This is a genomic window from uncultured Chitinophaga sp. (assembly GCF_937898475.1).
Taxonomy (GTDB): domain Bacteria; phylum Bacteroidota; class Bacteroidia; order Chitinophagales; family Chitinophagaceae; genus Chitinophaga.
In genome coordinates this window covers 449,418-471,007 of record NZ_CALEJS010000012.1, presented here as the reverse complement: position 1 = coordinate 471,007, position 21,590 = coordinate 449,418, and the positions used below count along the sequence as shown (strand labels likewise).

The 21,590-nt window shown below is 51.6% G+C and carries 15 protein-coding genes; 4 read left to right on the top strand and 11 right to left on the bottom strand.

The annotated features are described in order from the left end of the window. Positions 1 to 37: 37 nt before the first annotated feature. Together Q0577_RS05325 and Q0577_RS05320 are read right to left on the bottom strand one after the other, a co-directional pair. On the bottom strand, positions 38 to 448 hold the full coding sequence (locus tag Q0577_RS05325; RefSeq protein ID WP_298733478.1) for a copper resistance protein NlpE N-terminal domain-containing protein: 411 nt from the start codon (positions 446 to 448) through the stop codon (positions 38 to 40). Positions 449 to 486: 38 nt separating this feature from the next. After that, positions 487 to 1,500: a zinc-binding alcohol dehydrogenase family protein gene (locus tag Q0577_RS05320; RefSeq protein ID WP_298733476.1), complete on the bottom strand. Its 1,014-nt coding sequence runs from the start codon at positions 1,498 to 1,500 to the stop codon at positions 487 to 489. Between the two features lie 229 nt (positions 1,501 to 1,729). Here Q0577_RS05320 and Q0577_RS05315 point away from each other — a divergent pair, with 229 nt between their 5' ends. The 3 genes from Q0577_RS05315 (at position 1,730) to Q0577_RS05305 (ending at position 5,491) form a co-directional block, all read left to right on the top strand. Then, complete coding sequence (locus tag Q0577_RS05315; RefSeq protein WP_298733474.1) at positions 1,730 to 3,193, top strand: amidohydrolase; 1,464 nt, start codon at positions 1,730 to 1,732, stop codon at positions 3,191 to 3,193. 123 nt (positions 3,194 to 3,316) lie between these two features. Further along, positions 3,317 to 4,285, top strand: coding sequence for a sugar phosphate isomerase/epimerase (locus Q0577_RS05310; RefSeq protein ID WP_298733472.1), 969 nt, complete (start codon positions 3,317 to 3,319; stop codon positions 4,283 to 4,285). 303 nt (positions 4,286 to 4,588) lie between these two features. Continuing rightward, the gene (locus Q0577_RS05305; RefSeq protein ID WP_298733470.1) at positions 4,589 to 5,491 is read left to right on the top strand and encodes a cyanophycinase; all 903 of its coding nucleotides are present in this window, start codon (positions 4,589 to 4,591) and stop codon (positions 5,489 to 5,491) included. On the opposite strand, the gene Q0577_RS05300 is transcribed toward Q0577_RS05305, so the two are convergent. The 7 genes from Q0577_RS05300 to Q0577_RS05270 all read right to left on the bottom strand — a co-directional run bounded on the left by Q0577_RS05300 (position 5,488) and on the right by Q0577_RS05270 (position 15,393). Next, a complete protein-coding gene (locus Q0577_RS05300) occupies positions 5,488 to 6,540 on the bottom strand; it encodes a sialidase family protein (RefSeq protein ID WP_298733468.1) in 1,053 nt (350 codons plus the stop codon). The genes Q0577_RS05305 and Q0577_RS05300 overlap by 4 nt on opposite strands. After that, on the bottom strand, positions 6,537 to 7,271 hold the full coding sequence (gene eutC, locus Q0577_RS05295; protein ID WP_298733466.1) for an ethanolamine ammonia-lyase subunit EutC: 735 nt from the start codon (positions 7,269 to 7,271) through the stop codon (positions 6,537 to 6,539). The genes Q0577_RS05300 and eutC overlap by 4 nt, the downstream gene beginning before the upstream one ends. A 122-nt stretch (positions 7,272 to 7,393) precedes the next feature. Next, positions 7,394 to 8,764 carry an ethanolamine ammonia-lyase subunit EutB gene (locus tag Q0577_RS05290; protein WP_298733464.1) on the bottom strand — a complete coding sequence of 457 codons (1,371 nt, stop codon included), beginning with the start codon at positions 8,762 to 8,764 and terminating at the stop codon, positions 7,394 to 7,396. A 3-nt stretch (positions 8,765 to 8,767) separates the two neighbouring features. After that, positions 8,768 to 10,084 (bottom strand): ethanolamine permease, encoded by a 1,317-nt coding sequence (eat, locus tag Q0577_RS05285; RefSeq protein ID WP_298733462.1) that lies wholly within the window; start codon positions 10,082 to 10,084, stop codon positions 8,768 to 8,770. A gap of 95 nt (positions 10,085 to 10,179) precedes the next feature. Next, positions 10,180 to 12,765 carry a TonB-dependent receptor gene (locus Q0577_RS05280; RefSeq protein WP_298733460.1) on the bottom strand — a complete coding sequence of 862 codons (2,586 nt, stop codon included), beginning with the start codon at positions 12,763 to 12,765 and terminating at the stop codon, positions 10,180 to 10,182. Positions 12,766 to 13,213: 448 nt separating this feature from the next. Beyond that, the gene (locus tag Q0577_RS05275) at positions 13,214 to 14,443 is read right to left on the bottom strand and encodes an ATP-binding protein (RefSeq protein WP_298733458.1); all 1,230 of its coding nucleotides are present in this window, start codon (positions 14,441 to 14,443) and stop codon (positions 13,214 to 13,216) included. A 98-nt stretch (positions 14,444 to 14,541) separates the two neighbouring features. Then, on the bottom strand, positions 14,542 to 15,393 hold the full coding sequence (locus tag Q0577_RS05270) for a glycoside hydrolase (RefSeq protein ID WP_298733457.1): 852 nt from the start codon (positions 15,391 to 15,393) through the stop codon (positions 14,542 to 14,544). A gap of 246 nt (positions 15,394 to 15,639) precedes the next feature. On the opposite strand from Q0577_RS05270, the gene Q0577_RS05265 reads away from it, so the two are divergent. After that, complete coding sequence (locus Q0577_RS05265; protein WP_298733456.1) at positions 15,640 to 16,251, top strand: DUF1801 domain-containing protein; 612 nt, start codon at positions 15,640 to 15,642, stop codon at positions 16,249 to 16,251. A gap of 3 nt (positions 16,252 to 16,254) precedes the next feature. On the opposite strand, the gene Q0577_RS05260 is transcribed toward Q0577_RS05265, so the two are convergent. Then, positions 16,255 to 17,250, bottom strand: coding sequence for a type IX secretion system membrane protein PorP/SprF (locus Q0577_RS05260; protein ID WP_298733455.1), 996 nt, complete (start codon positions 17,248 to 17,250; stop codon positions 16,255 to 16,257). Beyond that, on the bottom strand, positions 17,229 to 21,590 hold the full coding sequence (locus Q0577_RS05255; RefSeq protein ID WP_298733453.1) for a Calx-beta domain-containing protein: 4,362 nt from the start codon (positions 21,588 to 21,590) through the stop codon (positions 17,229 to 17,231). Before Q0577_RS05255 ends, Q0577_RS05260 begins: the two co-directional genes overlap by 22 nt.

The window sequence follows — 21,590 nt, the reverse complement described above, 5'->3', positions numbered from 1 at the left end:
ATCCAAATTTAACTAAAAGCGGCCAGGAAACCCGGTGTTATTCCACTTTCCGCAGGTAGTAGGTATCCACCTCTTTCTTATCGGCGTCCAGCTCGTAGAGGCGGTTACCTTTTACCTTGTAATAGGCGGGGCCGTCGCCATCTGCCCTGATCAGGGTATAGATCGTGTCTTTGCCGCGGCGAACCGTCCACATCCCCTCATCGTTAAAGGTATTGTTATTGTCCTTACATCGTTGCATCAGCTGATAGCTGCCCGTATCGGATCCTTCCTTATGTATAAAGCTGAGTCTCACTTCTATATTTTCACAGGTAACCGCATGGATAGTGCCCTGCCATTGCTCTGCCAGGGTCAGGGTATCTGCGCCGGGTGTGCTGTGCTGCGTTTCACATTGCTTTGCGTTACATGCCCACAGGAATAACAAACTGCCAAGGGCCGGAAGCCATTTCATATACTACACTTTCCACAAAGCTACTGAATTACTGATCATCAAAGCGTTATCATCGCTTTAATGACCCCGTTGGCCGGGTTGAGCCAATGCCCGAATTCATCTTTTACCTGGTCAAAATGCACCCGGTGGGTAATATAGGTAGCCGGCTGCACCCATCCCTTTTTCATAGCGCTGATCACATGTTCAAAATCCTGGCGGGTGGCGTTGCGGCTGCTCATCAAAGTAGCTTCCCTTTTGTGGAATTCAGGATGGGAAAAACTGATCTCTTTCTTCTGCAATCCTACCAGTACGTACCTGGCGCCATGGGCCATGTATTGAAATGCATGGATGATGGCCTGCTGGCTGCCGGTAGCATCTATTACTACGGTGGGCATTTCGCCACTGGTGATCTGCAGCAATTGTGCGTTAACGTCACTGTCGCCCGCATTTACGGTATGCGCTACCTGCAGCTGCGTTTTGCAGAAGGACAGGCGGCGTGCATTGATGTCCATCGCAATCACATTACCGCCGGCAATACGGGCAAACTCCATGATGCCGAGCCCGATGGGCCCGGCTCCTATTACCAGTACAAACTCACCCGGCTGTACGCCCGCACGGCGAACGCCATGGGCGCCGATTGCCAGGGGCTCTACCAGTGCCAGTTCGTCAAAAGAAAGGCCCTGTCCGTGCACCAGCGAGGCGCTGGGTACAGACAGGTATTCTGCCATGCCGCCATCCACATGCACGCCGCATACTTTAAGGCTGGTGCAGCAATTAGGTTTGCCGGACCGGCAGGCAATACAGTGGCCGCAATTGAAATAGGGAATGAAAGTAAGGGCTTCGCCTTTCTCAAAACCAGGCGCAGCATCCGCATCGAGCAGCTCTCCCGCCAGTTCATGCCCCAGGATACGGGGATACTCAAAATACGGCTGGGTGCCTTCAAAAGCATGGAGGTCTGTACCGCATACACCAATGCGGTTGATCCTGATGATGGCATGGCCCGGTGTCAATACCGGTTTTTCCTTTTCAGCGTAGGCAAACTGGCCGGGTGTGGTGCAGACAAGCGTTTTCACAATATGGAATATTTGATGGTTTGAAGGTTTGCGCGTTTGAAAGTTTGAAGGTGGCCTGGCAGCGTTGGGAAACTTCAGAGATTCTAAGCGCAAACATTTAAATGTAATTATAACACTTATTTAGGTAAAATAGTATCAGCAACGAATAGAAATTGTTTGTTACTTAGTAGGGAGTACACCCTTAACGGGTATACGGAAACCTTCAACCATCATCTAAATCAACACTAGCATGCAAAGAGATCTGCTGCTGGTACTCAGTAGCGCCTGCTTACTGGCATCAGCTCCTGTTTCCCTGGCCCAGAAAAAGAACGTCCAGGTATTAAAACAAACGGTCATCAGCAATTTGCAGTCCGGGTACGATCAGTACAGACAAACTGCCCTGCAGATCTGGAACTATGCCGAAGTAGGCTACAAGGAATACAAGAGCACGGCCCTGCTGCAGCAGACCTTAAAAGACAATGGCTTTAGCGTAGACACGGGCGTGGCAGAAATACCCACGGCCTTTGTTGCCACTTACGGGAGCGGAAAACCCGTGATCGGGATACTGGCTGAATTTGATGCGCTGCCCGGGCTCTCACAGGAGGCCGTACCTGAGCGCAAACCTATTGCGGGCAAGGCTGCCGGTCATGCCTGCGGGCATCATCTTTTTGGAGTAGCCGCTGTGGCGGCGGGTATTGAGCTCAAAAAACTGATAGCAAACGGCCAGCTGAAAGGCACCGTAAAAGTATATGGCTGCCCGGCAGAAGAAGGCGGCTCCGGCAAAGTGTATATGGTGCGCGCGGGTCTTTTCAACGATGTGGATGCCGTGATACACTGGCATCCGGGCGACCGTAACGCCGTTAGTCTGGGCCGTTCTATGGCCAATATCAGCGCCAAGTTCCGCTTTACAGGATTATCTGCCCACGCAGCCGCCGCGCCGGAAAAAGGGCGTTCTGCACTGGATGGCGTGGAAGCGATGGACTACATGGTGAACATGATGCGCGAACACATTCCATCTTCCACCCGCATTCACTATGTGATCACCAATGGCGGTAAAGCGCCCAACGTAGTGCCAGATTTTGCAGAAGTGTATTATTATGTACGTAACCGTGACCGTGAAGTAGTACGTGATGTTTTTGAACGGGTGGTGAATGCAGCCAAAGGCGCTGCACTCGGCACCGGCACAAAAGTAGACTATGAAATAACAGGGGGGGTATACGATATGCTGCCCAACCGGACACTGGCCGAAGCCATGTACAGGAACCTGCAGCAGGTAGGCGGCGTGGCTTATACACCGGCAGAAATTGAATTCGGTAAAAAGATACAATCCTCTTTTGCCTACAATGCGCCCGACATCGGCAAAGCCAACACCGTAGATACCCTGCGGCCCGACCGCGATGGCGACGGCGGCGCTTCTACAGACGTTGCCGATGTAAGCTGGACCGTGCCCACCATTGGACTGGGCGCCGCCACTTGGGTACCCGGCACACCCGCCCACAGCTGGCAGGCAGTCGCCAGCGGCGGTACCGACATCGGCGCCAAAGGTATGATGGTAGCCGCCAAAACACTGGCGCTGACAGGGATAGACCTCTTCACCAACCCGGTGCTTATACAACAGGCCACCGAAGAATTCAACAAGGCAAAAGGACCCGGCTTCCAGTATAAAGCCCTGCTGGGCGACAGAAAGCCCGCCCTGAACTACCGTTCAGAATAATACCGGTTCCCAACCTTATTCTGGAATTTGGTATTTGGAATTTGGTATTTAGAATTTGGTATTTAGAATTTGGTATTTGGATTCTGGAATTTGAATTTCGTATATTTAATCAAAATCACGTTAATGCAAAGCAGAAGGTCTTTTATTCAACAGGCAGCGCTTGTTGCTGCAGGATTGGCCATTCAACCCACCCGCATACTCGCCGGCGGAAAACCCACAGCAATTCCGGGTAAACTGGGCATCCAGTTATATACCCTTCGTGATGAGCTGAGCAAAGATGTTAAAGGAACCATTGCTAAAGTAGCCAAGGCAGGTTATCAACAGGTAGAAACCTTTTTTAACTACCAGGGCGCCAACTCTGATTTCTGGGGATTGAGCACTCCCGAATTTAAAGCGTTACTTAAACAGCATCACCTTACAACACCCAGCGGGCATTACCAGTTGAGCGACTACCTTACAAAGGGGAATGGAGATGACAGCGCACTGAAAGCACAGCTGGATATTGCAGCAGGCGCAGGACAGGAATATTTTGTGGTGCCGATCCCACCCCACTATCTCTGGGATAAATATCCCGTTCCGGTTGATGACTACAAATTTATAGCCGCACAGCTGAACAAAGCCGGTGAACTGGCTAAACAGTCAAACCTGAAAGTGGGTTATCATAACCACTTCTGGGAATTCAGGAAGCTGCCTGACGGAAAGGATACCGCTTACGATATCCTGCTGCAGGAAACCGATCCATCACTGGTATTCTTTGAGCTGGACCTGTTCTGGGCAGAAAAGGCAGGACATTCTCCCGCCAGCCTGTTCAAAAAAGCGCCCGGCCGTTTCCCGATGTGGCATGTGAAAGACATGGATAAAAATGCTTCCAATCCTGTGCCAGACACAGAAGCCGTACGCATCCAGGATATTGAAGGCGATATTAAGTTTGCCGAAGTAGGTACCGGGAGCATTGATTTCAAGCAGATCTTTACGAATGCATCTGCCGCAGGCGTAAAATATCTCTTTGTTGAACAGGACAAGATCACAATAGATCCTTTTGAAAGCATTGCCAAAAGTGCGGCATATGTGAAAAAGCACCTGATGAAATAAATTACTGTTTAATTGTCAGCCGTTAGTGAGCCGCCCACCATTGCGCCATCACTAACGGCTAACAGCTAAGCGCCGGCAGCTGATTATTACTCCCCTCTCCTCTTTTATTTCAGATAATTTTACAAAGTATTTTGATAACTGGTATTTTGGGTGCCTCACGGCTGAGGGCAGGTTCCATTCGTGTGTACTTCAGCGGTAGCAACCTGTGGCCGGGCGAAGAGCATCAGGACTATTGGCAGATCAAAACCTGGAGCCTGATCCGGTTATTAATACTACTTTAAATAACCATTTAAAACACTTTACATGAAACGGTTATCAAACTATGCTTTACTGCTGTTGTTAGTGCTGACAGCCGGCAGCGCCACCGCTCAGGGACAGGCCGCTACCACCACGGGACCCGAAAAAGGATCGCTGCTGATAGCAGGCGGCGGTAAACTGGGCGCTGATATCTGGGCCAGGTTTATTGAACTGGCAGGCGGCGCCAGCGCCAATATCGTAGTGATCCCAACGGCAGGAGAAGATTCTGCCATTAATGCGGGCAGGTCTTTTGAAAAAGAGCTGCTGCAGAACCTGGGTGTACAGCAGGTAACGGTACTGCACACACGCGATCCTAAAGTGGCAAATACTGCGGAGTTTACAGCGCCGCTGAAAAAAGCCACGGGTATCTGGTTCAGCGGAGGCAGACAGTGGAAGATTGCGGATGCCTACCTGCATACATTGGCTGAAAAGGAATTCAAGGCTGTTCTGCAACGTGGCGGAGTGATAGGCGGCACCTCAGCCGGCGCTACCATCCAGGGCTCCTTCCTCCTGAGAGGAGATACCAAAGGCAACGGTATACTGGAAGGCGATCACCTGCAGGGACTCGACCTGATACACAAGGTGGCGATCGATCAGCATATCTTACGCAGGAACCGGCAGTTTGACCTGGTGGGCGTAATCAAAAAACACCCCGAGCTGCTGGGCATTGGTATAGACGAGAACACAGCGATCGTAGTGCAGAAAAATATCTTTGAAGTGATCGGGAGCTCATATGTAGCCATCTATGATATTAATCAGATCAACGGCAACGGAAAAAGCCCTACGGGAGAATATGCAACAGGCGGGCCTTTTTACTTCCTGGGAAAAGGCCAAAAGTTTGACCTGCAGCAAAGGAAGGTGATACCCGCTACCAGGCCGGCAGCAGCGCCGCTGAAGCTGGGCAACTAACGCCTGGTTTCCAGCCGCAGCACCACATGACGGATATTCTTACGGTCAGCGGTGTAGGTGATATGTATCAGTCCGTCCGGCGACTGAATAATGGCCGGATAACTGTACTCACCTTTGGGCTGGTCTTCCAGCGTGTACACATCTTTCCAGTGGCGGCCGTCTGCAGACGCCGCCACTTTTAATTTACTCCGGCCTTGCCACCATTCCCTGCCGGCTGGCAGCGGATTATATACCAGCAGCTGCACGCCGTTCTGCAAGGTAACAGCATCGGTGCCTGAATTGGGATTGGGCAACGTAGTTTTAGTCAGGGGACTCCAGGTGAGGCCATTATCTTCCGACCAGCTTTGTACGATGTATTGCTGGCGGCTTCTGCACAGCAACTGTAATTTATTACCGGGGTATTGCAGAATACTGGGCTGTATAACACCAAAAGTATCGCAGTTGATGGGGATGTATTGCCAGTTCCGTCCATCAGCATCTGACTTTTCCAGGTGGATCTGCCAGGTCTTCTCATCTTTACTTTCCGTACTGGAGGGATACAGTATGTCTCCGCCGGGGAGTTGAACAGGTTTGTTCTTGATAGGGCCCAGCAGGCTGTCGGGCAACCGTTCTGCTTTGCTCCAGTGCCTGCCGTCATCACCGGATGTCATCATCATGCCCCACCAGTGGCGGGGCGTTTTACCAACTTTATAGAAAAGGAACAATTTACCGGCCCGGTTGCGGAACAATACCGGGTTCCAGCAGGGATAACGCAGGGAATCATTTATAACGCCGTCTGCTACACGCTGCGGTGCGCTCCAGCTGCCTTTATCGTAAACAGCCGTCCAGATACATACATCGGGGTGGCTTTCCCGTGTACCGCCAAACCAGGCAGCCATGAGGCGTTTGCCGGGCAGCGCTGTGATGGTGGAAGCATGACAGGCGGCAAAAGGCGGCTGCCGCATGATGAGCGCATTTTTCAGCAGCACTAACTGCTGCGCCTGTACGGTGCTGAAGGTAAATGAGAAAAAGACAATGCTAGCAAGTAGTGATCCCGGTTTCCGCTTCATGATAAAAGTTGCTCGTTATCCTTCAAATGTACGCCGGATAATTGCAGGCGCAAAGCTTCGCTGAGCAGGTAGAAGGCTTTTTCTGCCGCGGCCTTGTAAGGCAAGCCTTCGGGACGGATGTTGGAGATGCAGTTACGGGCTTCATCTGTGAGCCCTGGTTTAGGCTGAAAGGTAAGGTAAATGCCAAGGCTGTCCGGAGAGCTGAGACCGGGCCTTTCGCCAATGAACACCAGCACCGCTTTGGCCCGCAGCAGTGCGCCTGCTTCGTCGCCTACCGCAACCCTGCCCTGCTGCACAATACATACCGGCGCCAACGCAATACCTGCTTTGCTGAGCATGGGCAGCAGCTGTTGCAGCAGCGGCACTGCATGCCGGTTCACGGCAGTAGCAGAGAGTCCATCTGCTATTACAATGACCACCTCATTTCCCGTGCCGCCAATGGCGGATAAGGCGGCAGCAGATACCTCGTCCAGCCTCCTGCCTTTATCCGGCCGTTGCAGGTATTCATGCCGGTCTGCCGCACGGCTATGCAAAACCTGTACAGGTACCTGTAAGGCAAGCAACTGCTCCTGCAGGCCCGCTATGTCCGCCAGTGAATATACGGCATCGCGCGCATGGGCGTGGGCAAGGCGGAAACGCAGCACCTCATCCATCGGAACGGAGGTACCGGTACGGCCCAGTGCAATGCGGGCAGGCGTAAAAGCACGCAGTTTTAACCAGGGATCTTTCATGGAATCCGGGTTGGGAGTTTGATGTTTGAGGTTTGAGGTTCGTTAAAGGTTAGATGTTCGGGAACGGTATCCTGCTATCGCATACCTGTTCTGAACCCGTAACGTCAAACGAACCTCAAACCTCAAACTAACTTTAACAATTTATGTGACGCTTGTATCTGCAGTTGATTTCCGGCTTCGTCCATAATCCCCTGTTTCAGCAGCCATTGTTCAAACTCGGGTGCGGGACGCAAGTCCAGTACCTTGCGGAGGTAAAGGGCATCATGGAAGGAGGTGGACTGATAGTTCAGCATAATATCATCCGCTCCCGGTACACCCATGATGTAATTGCATCCTGCCACGCCGAGCAGGGTAAGCAGGTTGTCCATATCATCCTGATCGGCTTCGGCGTGGTTGGTATAACATACATCCACTCCCATGGGCAACCCCATTAGCTTGCCGCAGCAATGATCTTCCAGCGCCGCACGGATGATCTGTTTCCCATCAAAAAGGTATTCTGGTCCAATAAAGCCTACTACCGTGTTCACCAGCAGGGGGTTGAAATGACGGGCCACTGCATAAGCCCTTACTTCACAGGTTTGCTGGTCCAGTCCTTCATGCGCATTGGCAGAAAGCGAACTGCCCTGCCCTGTTTCAAAATACATCACGTTGTTGCCGCAGGTGCCGCGCTGCAATGACAGTGCCGCGTCATAGGCCTCCTGCAGCATGGAAAGGTGAATACCGAAACTGGCGTTGGTCTTTTCCGTACCGCCAATAGACTGGAATACCAGGTCTACCGGCGCCTGCGGCATGATCTGTAAAGCCGTGGTAACATGGCACAGCACACAGGACTGGGTAGGAATATCGAACTGCTGCCGCAGCTGGTCCAGCATATTGAGCAGGCCTACTACAACAGCCGGGCTATCGGTGGCAGGATTGATGCCTATTACGGCATCCCCGCTGCCATACAGCAGGCCGTCTACTATACTGGCGGCAATGCCGCGTGGATCATCTGTAGTGTGATTGGGCTGCAGGCGGGTGGAGAAGCGGCCCTTCAGTCCAAGTGTATTCCTGAAACGGGTCACTACCTGGCATTTGCGCGCTACGCTGATCAGGTCCTGGTTGCGCATCAGCTTTGATACGGCAGCGGTCATTTCAGGAGTAATGCCGGGCGACAGTTGCTGTAAGGCGAGGGTATCTGCTTCATCGCTCAGCAGCCAGTCGCGCCACTCACCTACCGTCATGTGCCGTATGGGTGCAAAGGCAGCGGCATCATGCGTATCTATGATCAGCCTTGTAACTTCGTCTTTCTCATAAGGCACCACCGCCTCCTGCAGAAAGGTGCCCAGGGGCAGGTCTGCCAGCGCCATCTGCGCGGCCACCCTTTCTTCGTAGCTGCCAGCGCTTACACCTGCCAGCGCATCACCGGAGCGGAAAGGCGATGCCTTTGCCAGCAGTTCTCCGAGGCTGTCAAAACGGTATGTGACATGCTTTATGGTACAGCTATAACCCATGATCTATTGTAGCTGGTATAAAGATATATCTTCCTGCTGTTGTTTATGCCTTCCGCTGAGCACAAACAGCGTAAGAACAATGGCCAGCCCGGTAAAGAACAGTACGCTTAAGAAAGGATTGTAGTAAATGATCGCCACCAGTGAAAGGACGGAAAGCACTAAAGCGGTGGCAGGCACCCAGGGATAAATCGGCACTTTGAACGGCCGCTTCAGGTCCGGTTCTTTTTTACGCAGCACAAACAGGCTGATCATGCTCATGATGTACATCACTACGGCGCCCAGTACAGACAGTACCACCAGCTGGTCTGTTCTGCCCAGGCCCAGGGCAATAATGCCCAGCAGGCCCCCAATGATCAGCGCCCAGTCCGGCGTTTGATGCTTTGCACTGAGCCTGGAGAGGATGGCAGGTAAATACCTGCTGCGCGACAAAGCAAAGAGCTGCCTGGAATACCCCACGATAATACCATTGAAAGAGGCCAGCAGGCCAAAAAGCCCGATCCCTGCAAAGATCCTGGTAAGGCTGTTCTGTTTACCCAGTACAATGCCGATGGATTCCGGCAGGGGATAATCTATTGCTGAAAGCTGTTTCCAGTCTGTAATACCGCCGGTAAGCACCATTACGCCGATGGCCAGCAGCATCAGGGTGAAGATGCCTGATATATAACCCAGGGGAATGGTTTTCTCCGGGTCCTTCACTTCTTCTGCCACCATCGCTACCCCTTCTATGCAAACGTACAGCCACATGGCAAAAGGCAATGCCGCAAAAACGCCCTGCACCCCATAGGGCATTGCATTGTGCAGGAAATTGGCGCTTTTAAAGGCCGGTGCAATAATACCCATGTATAACAGCAGCTCCCCTACCGCCAGCAAGGTAATTACCAGTGAGAACAGGGCCGATTCCCTGATGCCCAGCATATTCATACCCGTTAGCAAAACATAAAAGCCGATTGCGGTCCAGAGCACGGGCATAGACGGATATAAGAAATGTATATAGCTGCCAAGGGCAAAGGCAATTGCCGGGGTAGCCAGCAGGAACTCTATCAGGGTGGCATATCCTGCTACGAGCCCGCCAATAGCCCCAAATGCACGATAGGAATAGGCAAAGGGCCCGCCCGCATGCGGAATGGAAGTAGTAAGCTCTGTAAAGCTGAAAATAAAGGTCAGGTACATTACCGTAATAACCAGCGTAGCAATCAGGAAGCCTACGGTTCCCGCCACGCCCCAGCCATAGTTCCATCCAAAATACTCGCCTGATATTACCAGCCCCACACCTATTGCCCACAGATGAATGGGCCGGATCACTTTTTTGAGTGCTGCCATCAATGAATAGTTAATAATTTAAGAATTAATGATGAATAACTAATAACACAAATGCCAGGTTAATTATTCATTATTACAAGATACTATTCTAAATTTTAAAATTTGAATGACAGGCGGCTAAAGAAACAGGCACCGTTAAAACCCATCTGCACCGGCTCGTAGATACCGCCGGAATCTGTGAGGGTAGCATCCTGGCGGTTGGGATAAACGTTGAATATATTGCTGCATCCCACTACAAGGTTCAGTGCATTGGTGAGCTGGTAACCGAGCGACAGATCTGTGGTGATCCTGGCGTCGAACACATCATACTCCAGGTCATAGTTCTGCAGCCTGATGCGGTCAAAGCGTACAAAGCGCAGGTTGGAACTCAGCTTACGGCAGCGGTAATCAAAGGTGAGGTTGATCTTGCTGGGCGGAGCAGAAGCTACCAGGAAAGAGCGTTCACGGTCGCTGAAATAAATGTCCTGACGGCCGGCCAGCTTGGGAGATGTTTTGATATCGCCCGTTTCCAGGTTGTTGAAGTTAGCAGCCAGCGTAGTGGTAAGGTGGTGATCACCTCCCAGGTGTGCGGCGTAGGTAACGATCGCGTCCAGGCCCAGGGTACGGGTGTCAAGCGCATTGGTAAAGAACTTCACTACGCTTACGTTCAGGCTTTGCAGGTCTCCGGCTATTTCAGGCGCATTGTCAGCGTCAAAGTCGCCGGTCAGCACAATGCGGTCTTTGATCTTCACGTAGTAGCCGTCTACCGTGATACTTAAGCCGCGGGCCGGGCGGGAGGTAAAGCCAAAGCTGGCGTTCACAGACTTTTCCTGCTTCAGCGGTTCTACACCCAGTAAGCGGGTAATATTGCTCTGGTTACGGGCCAGCAGGTTCTCAATGGCCACGCCCCTTACAACGTTGGTATAGGCGGTATTGAAATAGATCTGTGCCAGTGAAGGCGCCCGGAAACCGGTGCTTACCGACCCGCGGAAAGCCAGGGCCGGTGATATTTCATACCGCATGGCCAGTTTGCCGTTCAGCGTGTTGCCGAAATCGTTATAACGCTCAAAGCGGCCTGCAGCGCCGATCATGAAATGAGAAGAGAAGTTGAATTCAAAGTCTGCATATACGCCCAGGTTAGTGCGTGACTCATCTGCAACATTGGCCGGCTGAAAGCCAGGAAAGCCCTGTGAACCGGCAGCCTTATATACCGTATCCACACCACCCTGGTCATCCGGCACCAGGTCGTAAGCGCCATAGGCTTTCCAGGAGGCCTCTTCTCCGGCAAAGATCCTGTAGTTCTCTGCACGGAACTCCGTACCAAATGCCACGTTGGTGCCTTTAGGCAGCACATTCTCAAAAAAGCGGGTAAAATACAGGCCGGTAGTCTGCTGGCTGAGCTGGAAGCCGCCTGCATCAAACCTGGTGGGCGTGCGTTCCAGCAGGGAGGCGTTCAGGGTTTTCTCTACATAATAGTGGAAACGGTTAATGCCGTAGGTGGTATTCAGGTCTACGTTCCATCCTTTGAGCAGGCCGCGCACCCCAACAGATACTGAACGGTCACTGATATTGGAGACGATCTGCGGATCAAAGCCGTTGGGATAGATGGAAGGGATATTACGGTCGTCGCCGGCATAGCGGGTAAATGCATAGGCATTACCGTAACGCTGGTTATAACCGCCAAAAGAATATACTTCCGCATTTTCAGCAATGGGTATACGGGCATTGTACATGGCGGAGAAGTTCTCCATGAGCGCATCGCCGTAAAAGCGCCTGGGTACTTTATCCTCACCCACAACGGCAGGATCTTCTGCGCGGTTGGTGCGGTCGCGGTACAGGTAATCTGCCGTTACATTCACAAATCCCTTCTCTCCTACCTTAAAACCGTAGTTGCCGTTGATGTTAACATTTTCGCCATCGCCTTTGGAGGTAAGTCCGCCGTTGATATTGCCGGTAAATTCATCCGTAGAAGATTTCAGCACAATATTGATCACCCCTGCAATTGCATCTGAGCCATATTGTGCGGCGGCGCCGTCGCGCAGTATCTCGATACGCTCAATGGCGGCGGCGGGAATGGTGTTGAGGTCTGTGCCCGTATTACCACGGCCCCTGGTACCAAAGAGGTTCACCAGGGAAGACTGGTGGCGGCGTTTGCCATTGATCAGCACCAGGGTCTGATCAGGGCCCAGGCCACGCAGCGTGGCGGGATCAATATGATCGGCGCCATCAGATCCGGTTTGACGGTTAGAGTTGAAGGAGGGCGCCACAAATTGCATCAGCTGGTTCAGGTCCAGCTGCCCCACTGAATTGGTGATCTTTGAAACAGGAATAATGTCTATGGGCACCGGTGTTTGTGTAACAGAACGGGTAAGGCTACGGCTGCCTACTACTTCCACACCCTGTATGGCAGTAGCTTCACTTAGCAGGGTCACATTGAGGGCAGAGCGGCCGTTAAGCGGCACTTCCTGGATAGCGTAACCCAGGGTACGGAACACCAGTACGGCGCCCTGGTTGCTTACCTGCAACTGATAGGTACCGTCTGCACTGGTACTGGTGCCCACAGCAGCACCTTTTTCAAATACGCTTACACCGGGCACGGGGGCGCCGCTGTTGTCTGTAACTTTACCCTTTACCAGGTGTTGGGCTAAAATGGCATGGTATACCAGCACGAGCAGGCATGCAAGGAAAAGGCTTTTCTTCATAAAGGGGTAATGGTTTAGATTCAGGTTGATAGAAGTTGGTCCATATTGTTGGCTGTCATTATACTAATGACCGTGATTCCGCTTCAAATTAAATATAAGTGATTTTTATGAAGTAATAAAAAGATTATTACCGCACCGGGAATATACGCGTCTTGCATATTCCCGGCCGGCATAGGTTACCGTGTATCAGCAGGACATATGTTTAGCTGACAACAATTGTAGGTGTAGGTGTATGGCTTTCATTGCTCATTGCTATATAAAACATCTTTTTCCTTTTGCTGCAGTAACAGAAGCGGTTATCGTGGTAATGCAATTCGCTTGATCAAACGGTGGGACAAACAGCATGGCGTTGTGTGGTAATATAACAACAGGCCTAAAGTATAGAATCATCAGTAATAATACATAAAACCTTTGTGTGAAATTCACTGGAGCAGTGCAGGTGACGGTATCAGTCTGGTAGTGAACGGGGAAGCACTACATAAAAGGCGGCGCCTGCCGCCACTTTGGACACCGCGTAAATATGGCCATGGTGATTGGATACGATCTTTTTACAAAGGGCCAGTCCGATACCGGTACCGGTAAAAGCCTGGTGGTCGTTCAGGCGCTGAAAGATGGTGAAGATCTGTTCTGCATGCTGCTGCGCAAAGCCAATACCGTTATCCTTCAGCAATACTTCCACATATTCCAGCGATGGATCAAGGCCGGGGTGGATGCTGACTTCTTCGGGCAACAGTACCTTGGTGCTGATCGCTATATGCGGCGGTACATGCGGGTTAGAGAACTTCAGGGAGTTGTTGATGATATTATAGAAAAGCTGGTACAGCTGCAAGGGCTCTCCCTTGATCATGGGCAGGTCCTGGCTGGTAACTACGGCCTGTTTCTCCTGGATCACCAGTTCCAGGTCATTGAGAACGTGCTGCAAGACCATATTCAGGTTCACTTCCTCCAGGGGCTGACCGGTGCGGTTCAATTTTGAAAAGTTAAGCAGGTCCTGGATGAGGGTCATCATGCGTTCTGAAGAGGCGCAGATCTTTCCCAGGTAGTGGCGGGCCTTTTCGGGATCGTCTATCAGTTCTTCCACCATACCGGCAAAGATCCTGATCTTCCGCAAGGGCTCCTGCAGATCATGGCTGGCTACGTAGGCAAACTGTTCCAGATCGTTATTGGATTTGGCCAGATCGGAATTGACGCGCCGCAGCTCATTCATCCTTTCCTCCACTTCCTTTTCCAGCATAGTACGATAACGTTCTTCGTTCTGGCGCAGGGCTTCTTCCGCTTTGCGGTGCGCAGTAATATCTACCAGCATATTGATGGCTTCCACTATATTACCGGCGGCATCGAAGATTGGCTGCGGATTGGTCAAGATATGTCGTCGTGCACCATCGGGATGTTCAATTACGATCTCCTCTCCCAATAATGGTTTCCCTTCCCGGACGGCGATCGCCATCGGGTACTGCTCCGGAGGAAGCAATGAGCCGTCTGTGCGGTAAATTTTCCACGAACCGCACCACAGATCTTTCCCGATCTGGGGTTGTCTGCCCCATAAAGCTGCGGCTGCTTCATTGTACGACTTAATCCTTCCTTTGGGGTCACAGGTGTAAAAAGCGGCCGGTAGTCCCTGGATGATCTGACGGTATCGGTGCTCGCTTTCGGTTATTACAGGATTGGTTGTGTCCATTTCAGATTCTGATTCCAGCATAAAAAAAATTCACCAATATCGTTTTTGCGGAAAAAATCATGCCGGACATCAGCAACCTGAACAACAGGAAAGCGGCTTCAGTACGAACGTGTGCGGCCGATATAGATGTTCCTGGCCCGGAAATAGGTGTCGGCTGTGGGGCCCGGCCCCCCGCTGGAGCCCTCCATCTGCAGGTTGATGATCACGTACATGGGCTTGCCAACAAAATTACCGCGGTGTACGGCTTTCCATTCGCCGTCTATATAATAATGGATGTCCACGTCCGTATCGTTCACCCTGGTGATCCATACACGGTAATTATGCCAGCTGCCGGGAGAAGATACGGGGGTAATGGTGCTGGTAAGATCTGTAGGGGTACGGAAAGTGTTCTGCCAATTATTGGCGTCTCCTTTAAATTCCAGGATGTCGCTTTCCGGGGGCCAGCTGTTCACGCCGGTCAGCCAGAATGCCGGCCAGGATCCTTTTACCGAAGGCGCCTGGAAATCGCCTTTCACCTCCCAGTTGGGAAACTGGTCGTTAACCAGCACATGGGTTTTGGCATGTACGGCGCCGGAATGGTAACGGATGGGCAGCCAGGGATCATGGCTGCTGTTGCCTTCGTCCCAGTTGATGCGTACGGCCTTTTCCGTTAATACCCCGTTCTCGAGGTAGATATGGTTATGATCTGCAGCGCTGCCATACATCCTGGCGCTTCCGTTATGATCTGTGCCCCAGGGATAGAGGTAGTTCCAGGCCTCCTCAAATGCGGTGTAGTTGTTAAATGTATTGCCATCCAGTACGGTTTCCCAGGTATCTGCCATAATGGTTTCAAACTGATCCTTGGCCGTTCCAAGGGCTTTAGACAATTGCGGTTCGGGCAACTCCGTATCCCCGCAGGTGCAGAAAAAAAAGGGTGCTGCAGCCAGGAAGAGGCTAAATAGTGTTTTCATAATGTGGCTTTTTGAGGTGATAGTAACGTCCTTTACTCCACAATTGTCATACCGACAATTCAAAAGCCATGCATAAAAAAACCGCTCAGGACTAAGCGGTTTGATTTTCCAATACAAGTGAAACATCTGACTATAAAAGTTCTTCAGCGTGTCGCTATAAATCTACGGCCTGAAAAAGAAACAGATTATTAATCAGATGTTAATGAAGGCGAAGTTTTACATTTGATGAGCTTAAACTATTACCTGATGGAGCACACTGACAAACGCATAGACGCGTATATCGCAAAGTCCGCCCCATTTGCGCAAGCCATCCTCCAGCATATCCGGGAGCTGATTCACCAGGCTGCGCCCGAAGTTACCGAGACGATTAAATGGGGCATGCCCTTTTTTGAGTATAAAGGGCCATTATGCAATATGGCCGCTTTTAAACAACACTGCGCTTTCGGGTTCTGGAAAGCAGCTATGATGAAAGATCCGAAGGGCCTGCTGCAGCAGGCGGAAAAATCGGCCATGGGTCATTTAGGTCAGATCAGGCGCATGGAAGACCTGCCTGCAGACAAGCTATTGCTGGCCTACATCAGGGAAGCGGCCGCCCTGAACGAACAAGGCGTAAAAGCGCCTGCCAGGACACCTAAAACGCAGGATGCACTGGAAGTGCCTGATTACCTGGAAAAGGAATTGGCAAAGAATAAAGCGGCCGCGAAAACATTTGCTGATTTCAGCTACAGCAACAAAAAAGCATACCTGGAATGGCTGACAGACGCCAAAACAGCAGATACCCGCCTGAAAAGGCTGGAAACGGCCATTTCCTGGATGGCAGCGGGCAAGCCCCGGAACTGGAAATACATGAAGAAATAAGCCCTAAAAGTACCTGGGATCGGCATCTTCGTTCCTGCCCGAAGGGAACAGGATACCCAGGGAGATCTCATGCGAAGGGCCGGCGCCCGCCAGGTTACTCATATTCAGGTCATAAGAATAACCCAGTCTGAACTTCGGCGCATTAAGCACCCCCATGATACTGGCATTGCTGGTAGTTCTGTAGGAACCGCCAACCCATATCTTTTCTGCGATGATAAGGAAAGAATTAAAGTCGATGTTGATCGGTCCCTTCATGTCTGACTTTATCATCAGGGAGGGTTTCAGCTTAAAGTTATCAGAGAAGGTGAAGATGGTACCGCCTGACAGGTAAACGTGCGGCGCCTTCTTGATGGTCTCAAATTTATAACCTTTCCATGAATAGCTGGTATTGGTATAGGAGGACAGCAGGTCCATTACAGACAAGCCGAAATAGAAGTTAGGGTTGTAATAGTACAGGCCGAAACGGGCATCCGGTGCGATGGAGGCAGCTGCCGCCACCGGGATGGCCACATCGTTCTGATCTGTATACTGAAAGGTGGTAGGGTCTATCTTGTACTGAGTGGCGCCAATACCAATACCCAGGCTGAAACGGCTGAGGCCTTCCTCATCCATCGGAATGCGGTAGGCATAAGAGCCGTATAGCGATACGGCGCTTTGCGGGCCCAGCTTATCCATCATGGCCTGTACGCCAACACCTACCCTCCGGTCGTTTTCATCCCCGCGGATAAGACCATCTACCGATATGCTGCCCGTACGGGGAGCGCCCGGTATACCAGACCATTGCTGGCGGTAGCTGGCATTCAGGTTCCAGTCTTCCTTATTACCGGCATAGGCGGGATTGATGGTCAGCTCATTAAAGATGTACTGGCTGAACTGAATATTCTGCTGCGCTTTACTGCTGAAGCCAATACCCATCAGTATCATACACAGGTAAACCCCATGCAGGAATTTTCTGCCAGGCCTTGCATGCCCGTTCACTATCTCAGTATTTGCACCCATCCTTTAATTGATTTCGTTTCCTCAGAAGATGTTTTTACACGTAGCAAATAGTAATAAGTCCCTTCGTTCAGGCCGTTGCCGTTCCAATCGTTCTTATAATCTTTCGAAGCATATACCTGGTTGCCCCAGCGGTTGTATATATACAGTTCCGCGCCGGTATAGCTTTCCAGTCCGCCAATTTTAAAGTACTCGTTCAGGCCGTCGCCGTTAGGTGTGAACACGTTCGGGAATACCAGTTCCACCGGTGGCCCCGTTACCTGCTCAACAGGTACGCTGGTGAAAGCCGGTAAGCCGTTGCAGCCAACGCTGCCGGGTTCACAGGGAATAGTACGGGTAGTGGAGTCCGGAACGCTTACGGTGGCCTGGTTGCTGATGTCCGTAACACCGGCCAGGTCTGCCGCTACCTGCACTACGAAGCTCACCGTATCTCTCTCCCCTACTGCCAGGCTGGGAATGTTCCAGCTGATGGCATTGGAAAGCGGATCGTAAATGCCCCAGGAAGGATTGCTCTTATACGCGGTATTTGCCGGGATGGTATCTATGATAGATACATCTGTGAGCGGGATACCGCCGGTATTGCGCACGATGATCGTATAGGTCAGTTCTTCTCCCGGTTTTACGGCCGGTGTATTGTTTTGTGTAGCGACTGTTTTCCAGGCCACGAGCCCGACCGATTTATTCACCAGCACCACACTGGCCGGATCATTCGGCCCGGAGGTCAGCAAAGGCTGGTTGGGATCCAGCGGGTCTGCCGGGTGTACGCGCTGTTCGCCCAGTGCATCGCCAAAATCAATAGTGGCATTATTTATAATGCTGTCTACTCCGGTAAGATCGCTGGCCACTGTTACACGTAATTCCAGGGTGGTGGTGGTGCCCCTGGCCACCATGGGTATTACCCAGGTCAGCAGGCCGCTGGCATCCGGACGGATACCCCCTTCTGCCAGTACGAACACGGTATGCATAGGCACGCGGTCTCTTATCACTACGTTCGTATAGTCTGTATCACTGCCGTTGGAAACATGGATTACATACGTGATACGGTCGCCCGGACTTACCAGGGGACGATCATGGCTGTCACTCATCCAGGCAGAGGTGAGCACGGTATCGTTATCGAAAATGTTTACCGTAGCAGCTGCCCTGGAACCGATGGAGAAAGGCATGCCGCCGCCGCTGACGTTGGTCATGGTCATGATGATGGTTTCCATGCCTTCCGGCTTAGGATCGTCTTCCACCCTTATCGGTATCCTGACGCCGGAGCTGCCGGCCGGTATAACGGCGGTGGTGGGAATCAGCTGGTAGTCGGTTCCATTGATCGCAGAGCCACCCATTGTGTAATCTATGGTAATGTCCTGCGTGGGTACTTTGCCGGATTCAAGACGGATGGTGAACTCGCCTTCATTGCCGGGATCAGTACCCGGTTCTGCCGCGTCGTCTTTGGAAGCCACTACTTCCAGTCTCAGGTTGTCGTCATCTTCGTCCGTGATACGCACCGTATCCAGGTTATTGCCGCCGATGCTGTATAGCACCGCAGATGTAAGGTTCATTAATTTTACCGCCACCGTCTCATTGCCTTCCACGATATCGTCATCGATCACGGTCACCGGTACAGTAATGCTGCTGTTGCCTGCCGGAAGCACTACACTGGCCGGGATGGTAACATAGTCAGTACCGTTGGTTGCGGTGCCGGTCACTTCCAGGTCGATAGTAATATCGGCAGTTGCCAGCGCTCCGGAAACTATACGTATAGTGAACTGGCCATTTTCAGCAGGTTCGCCTGCAATGGCGTCGCTGGCCTCGATCACCAGCTGTTCTGTATCATCATCCAGGATGGTAACGGTATCTTTATCCGGCACACCTTTAACGAAAGGCATGGTAGCGGTAACGGTGTTCAGCTCAACGATCACTGTTTCTGCAGATTCCGCAATGGTATCATTCCGCACGGGAACAGGGAAGCTGATGCCGGAGCTGTTAGCCGGAATGGTTACGGTACCGGAGAGGGTGGTATAATCTGTGCCCGCAGTGGCGGTACCGCTTACGGTATAGGTAACGGTGATGGGCACCAGGGTAGTTTTACCGGATGCGAGGCTTACGGTAAATTCGCCGTTGGTGCCGGGCTCACTTGCCTGGTCTTTGGTGGCAGTGATCACCACGTTCATATTCTCATCATCATCGTCATTAATAATAATGGTATCCTGTTTAATGGCGCCGGCTACAAAAGGTAAGGCAGAAGTAACATTGTCCATTATTAATATCACGGTTTCATCGCCTTCCACCAGATCGTCGTCTGTTACAGGCACGCTTACTGCTATGCTGCTGCTGCCGGCCGGTATAACGGTGGTACCGGAGAGCGCGGTGTAGTCTGTTCCGCTTACCGCAGTACCTGCGGTATGATAGGTAACGGTTACATCTTCAGTGGTCACTTTACCGGAAGCCAAGCCAATAGTGAACTCCCCTGCGGTGCCGGGTTCTGCAGCGTTGCGAATGCTGGCACCTACAACGATGTCCATATCGATGTTGTCGTCATCATGGATATTGACAGATGCAGTATCGGCATTCGTATCTATTTTAAACGGCAATGTAGAGGTCACACCGGTAAGTGTGATGATCACTTTTTCATCGCCTTCCACCAGGTTATCATCCAGTACGCTTACGGGGATGTAAACGCTGTTGCTGTCTGCCGGTATTATAATAGTACCGGGCAGGGAAACATAATCAGTACCATTTGCTGCGGTGCCGGTAATGGTATAATCCACTGTAACCGGTGCAGATGCTGCCGTACCGTTAGGCAGGCTCACCTTGAAAGCAGCGGTATCGCCGGTTTCGCTGGCTTCGCGATCGATAGTGCTGACACCTACAATAAGATTATCATCGTCATCATCTATGATCATTACGGTGTCTGTGGCACCGCCAGTAAAGAGGTCTGTATCAATAGTAATGTCCTGTGGGGTAATCACTACACTCTCATCGCCTTCAATAAGGGCGTCGTTCAATACCGGTACGGCTACCAGCACACTGTTTTGCCCGGCTACAAGGGTAGCTGTTCCGGATAAGGGAATATAGTCCGTACCTGGCGTGGCAGTTCCGCTCACCGTATAGTTGACGGTGATGTCCTGTCTGTATGTATAGGGTGCAGGCAGTGCCAGTTTAAAGCTGCCATCGTTGCCAGATTCAGCGCCGTGCTCCACCCGGATAGCGTTGAGCTGGCGGTTGGCATCCACGTTATCGTCATCCGTTATCGTTACAGTGGTGGTACCATTGGTAGGACTGATGGCAAAGGTGGGCAGGTCATTTGAAGAGCCGCTGACCAGTGTGATCACCACATTTTCCAGGTCCTCGATCACCTTGTCATCGATCACGGTTATAATTACGTTGGTACTGCTTTTTGAGGCGGATATAAACGCGGTACCGCTTAGTGGGTTAAAATCCAGGCCACTGGTTGCGGTGCCCGTTACAGTATATTTTACGGTAATGATATTGCTGGTAGTTACACCGGGAGGCAGTGTGATAGTAAAGCGGCCGGGAGAGTTCGGGAATTCTTTGCCGTTGATGGTGCCGCCCACACTGATACTGAGTTCGGAGTCATCATCCAGTATGGAGCAGTTTACAGACGCGCTTTCCGAGAGCCTTACGTTAAAGGTGGCAGCAGTGGCACTTGTCAGCGAAACCATCACCGTTTCATTTCCTTCAATGATCTTGTCATCCACTATAGGTATGGTCAGTACTACACTGTTTGATCCTGCAGGCAGTATGATGGTGCCGGAAGGCGTTTCGAAATCGCTTGCCTGGGCGGTAGTACCGTTGGCGGAATAGGTTAGCGTTATATCTTCGTCTGCAATAACATTGGCCGGCAGGGCAAATTTAACGGTAATGGGAGAACTGGGCTCTGCCGCCTGCAACCCGGTACCGTAAGCAGAAATGATATTGTCATCATCAATGATCTGCAGGGTTTGTGCTCCATTGGTGGTGGATATATCATAGGTGCCACCACTCAGGCCGGTGGCGCCGGTAATGGTCACAATCACATCTTCATCCCCTTCTACCAGGTCGTCGTTTATAGCCTGCAGTTGCAGGCGGGTATATTTTGTTCCGGCAAAGATGGTGGTACTGCCGGTCCAGCCGGTACTATAGTAGTCGGTGCCCACCAGGGCTTTACCCGTTACTGTAAATGTAATGCTGATATCTTCCGTGGCGGCGGGGCCGGATACCACTACATCAACGCCGCCATAAATACCGCCCTCAGTAGCATTACCGGGGTTGGCCAGGCTGATAGTTTCCGCCATTGTGCCTTTTCTGTCTTTCTTCCCGGAAGGTTCCAGGGCAAACAACTGACCTGCTGCCAT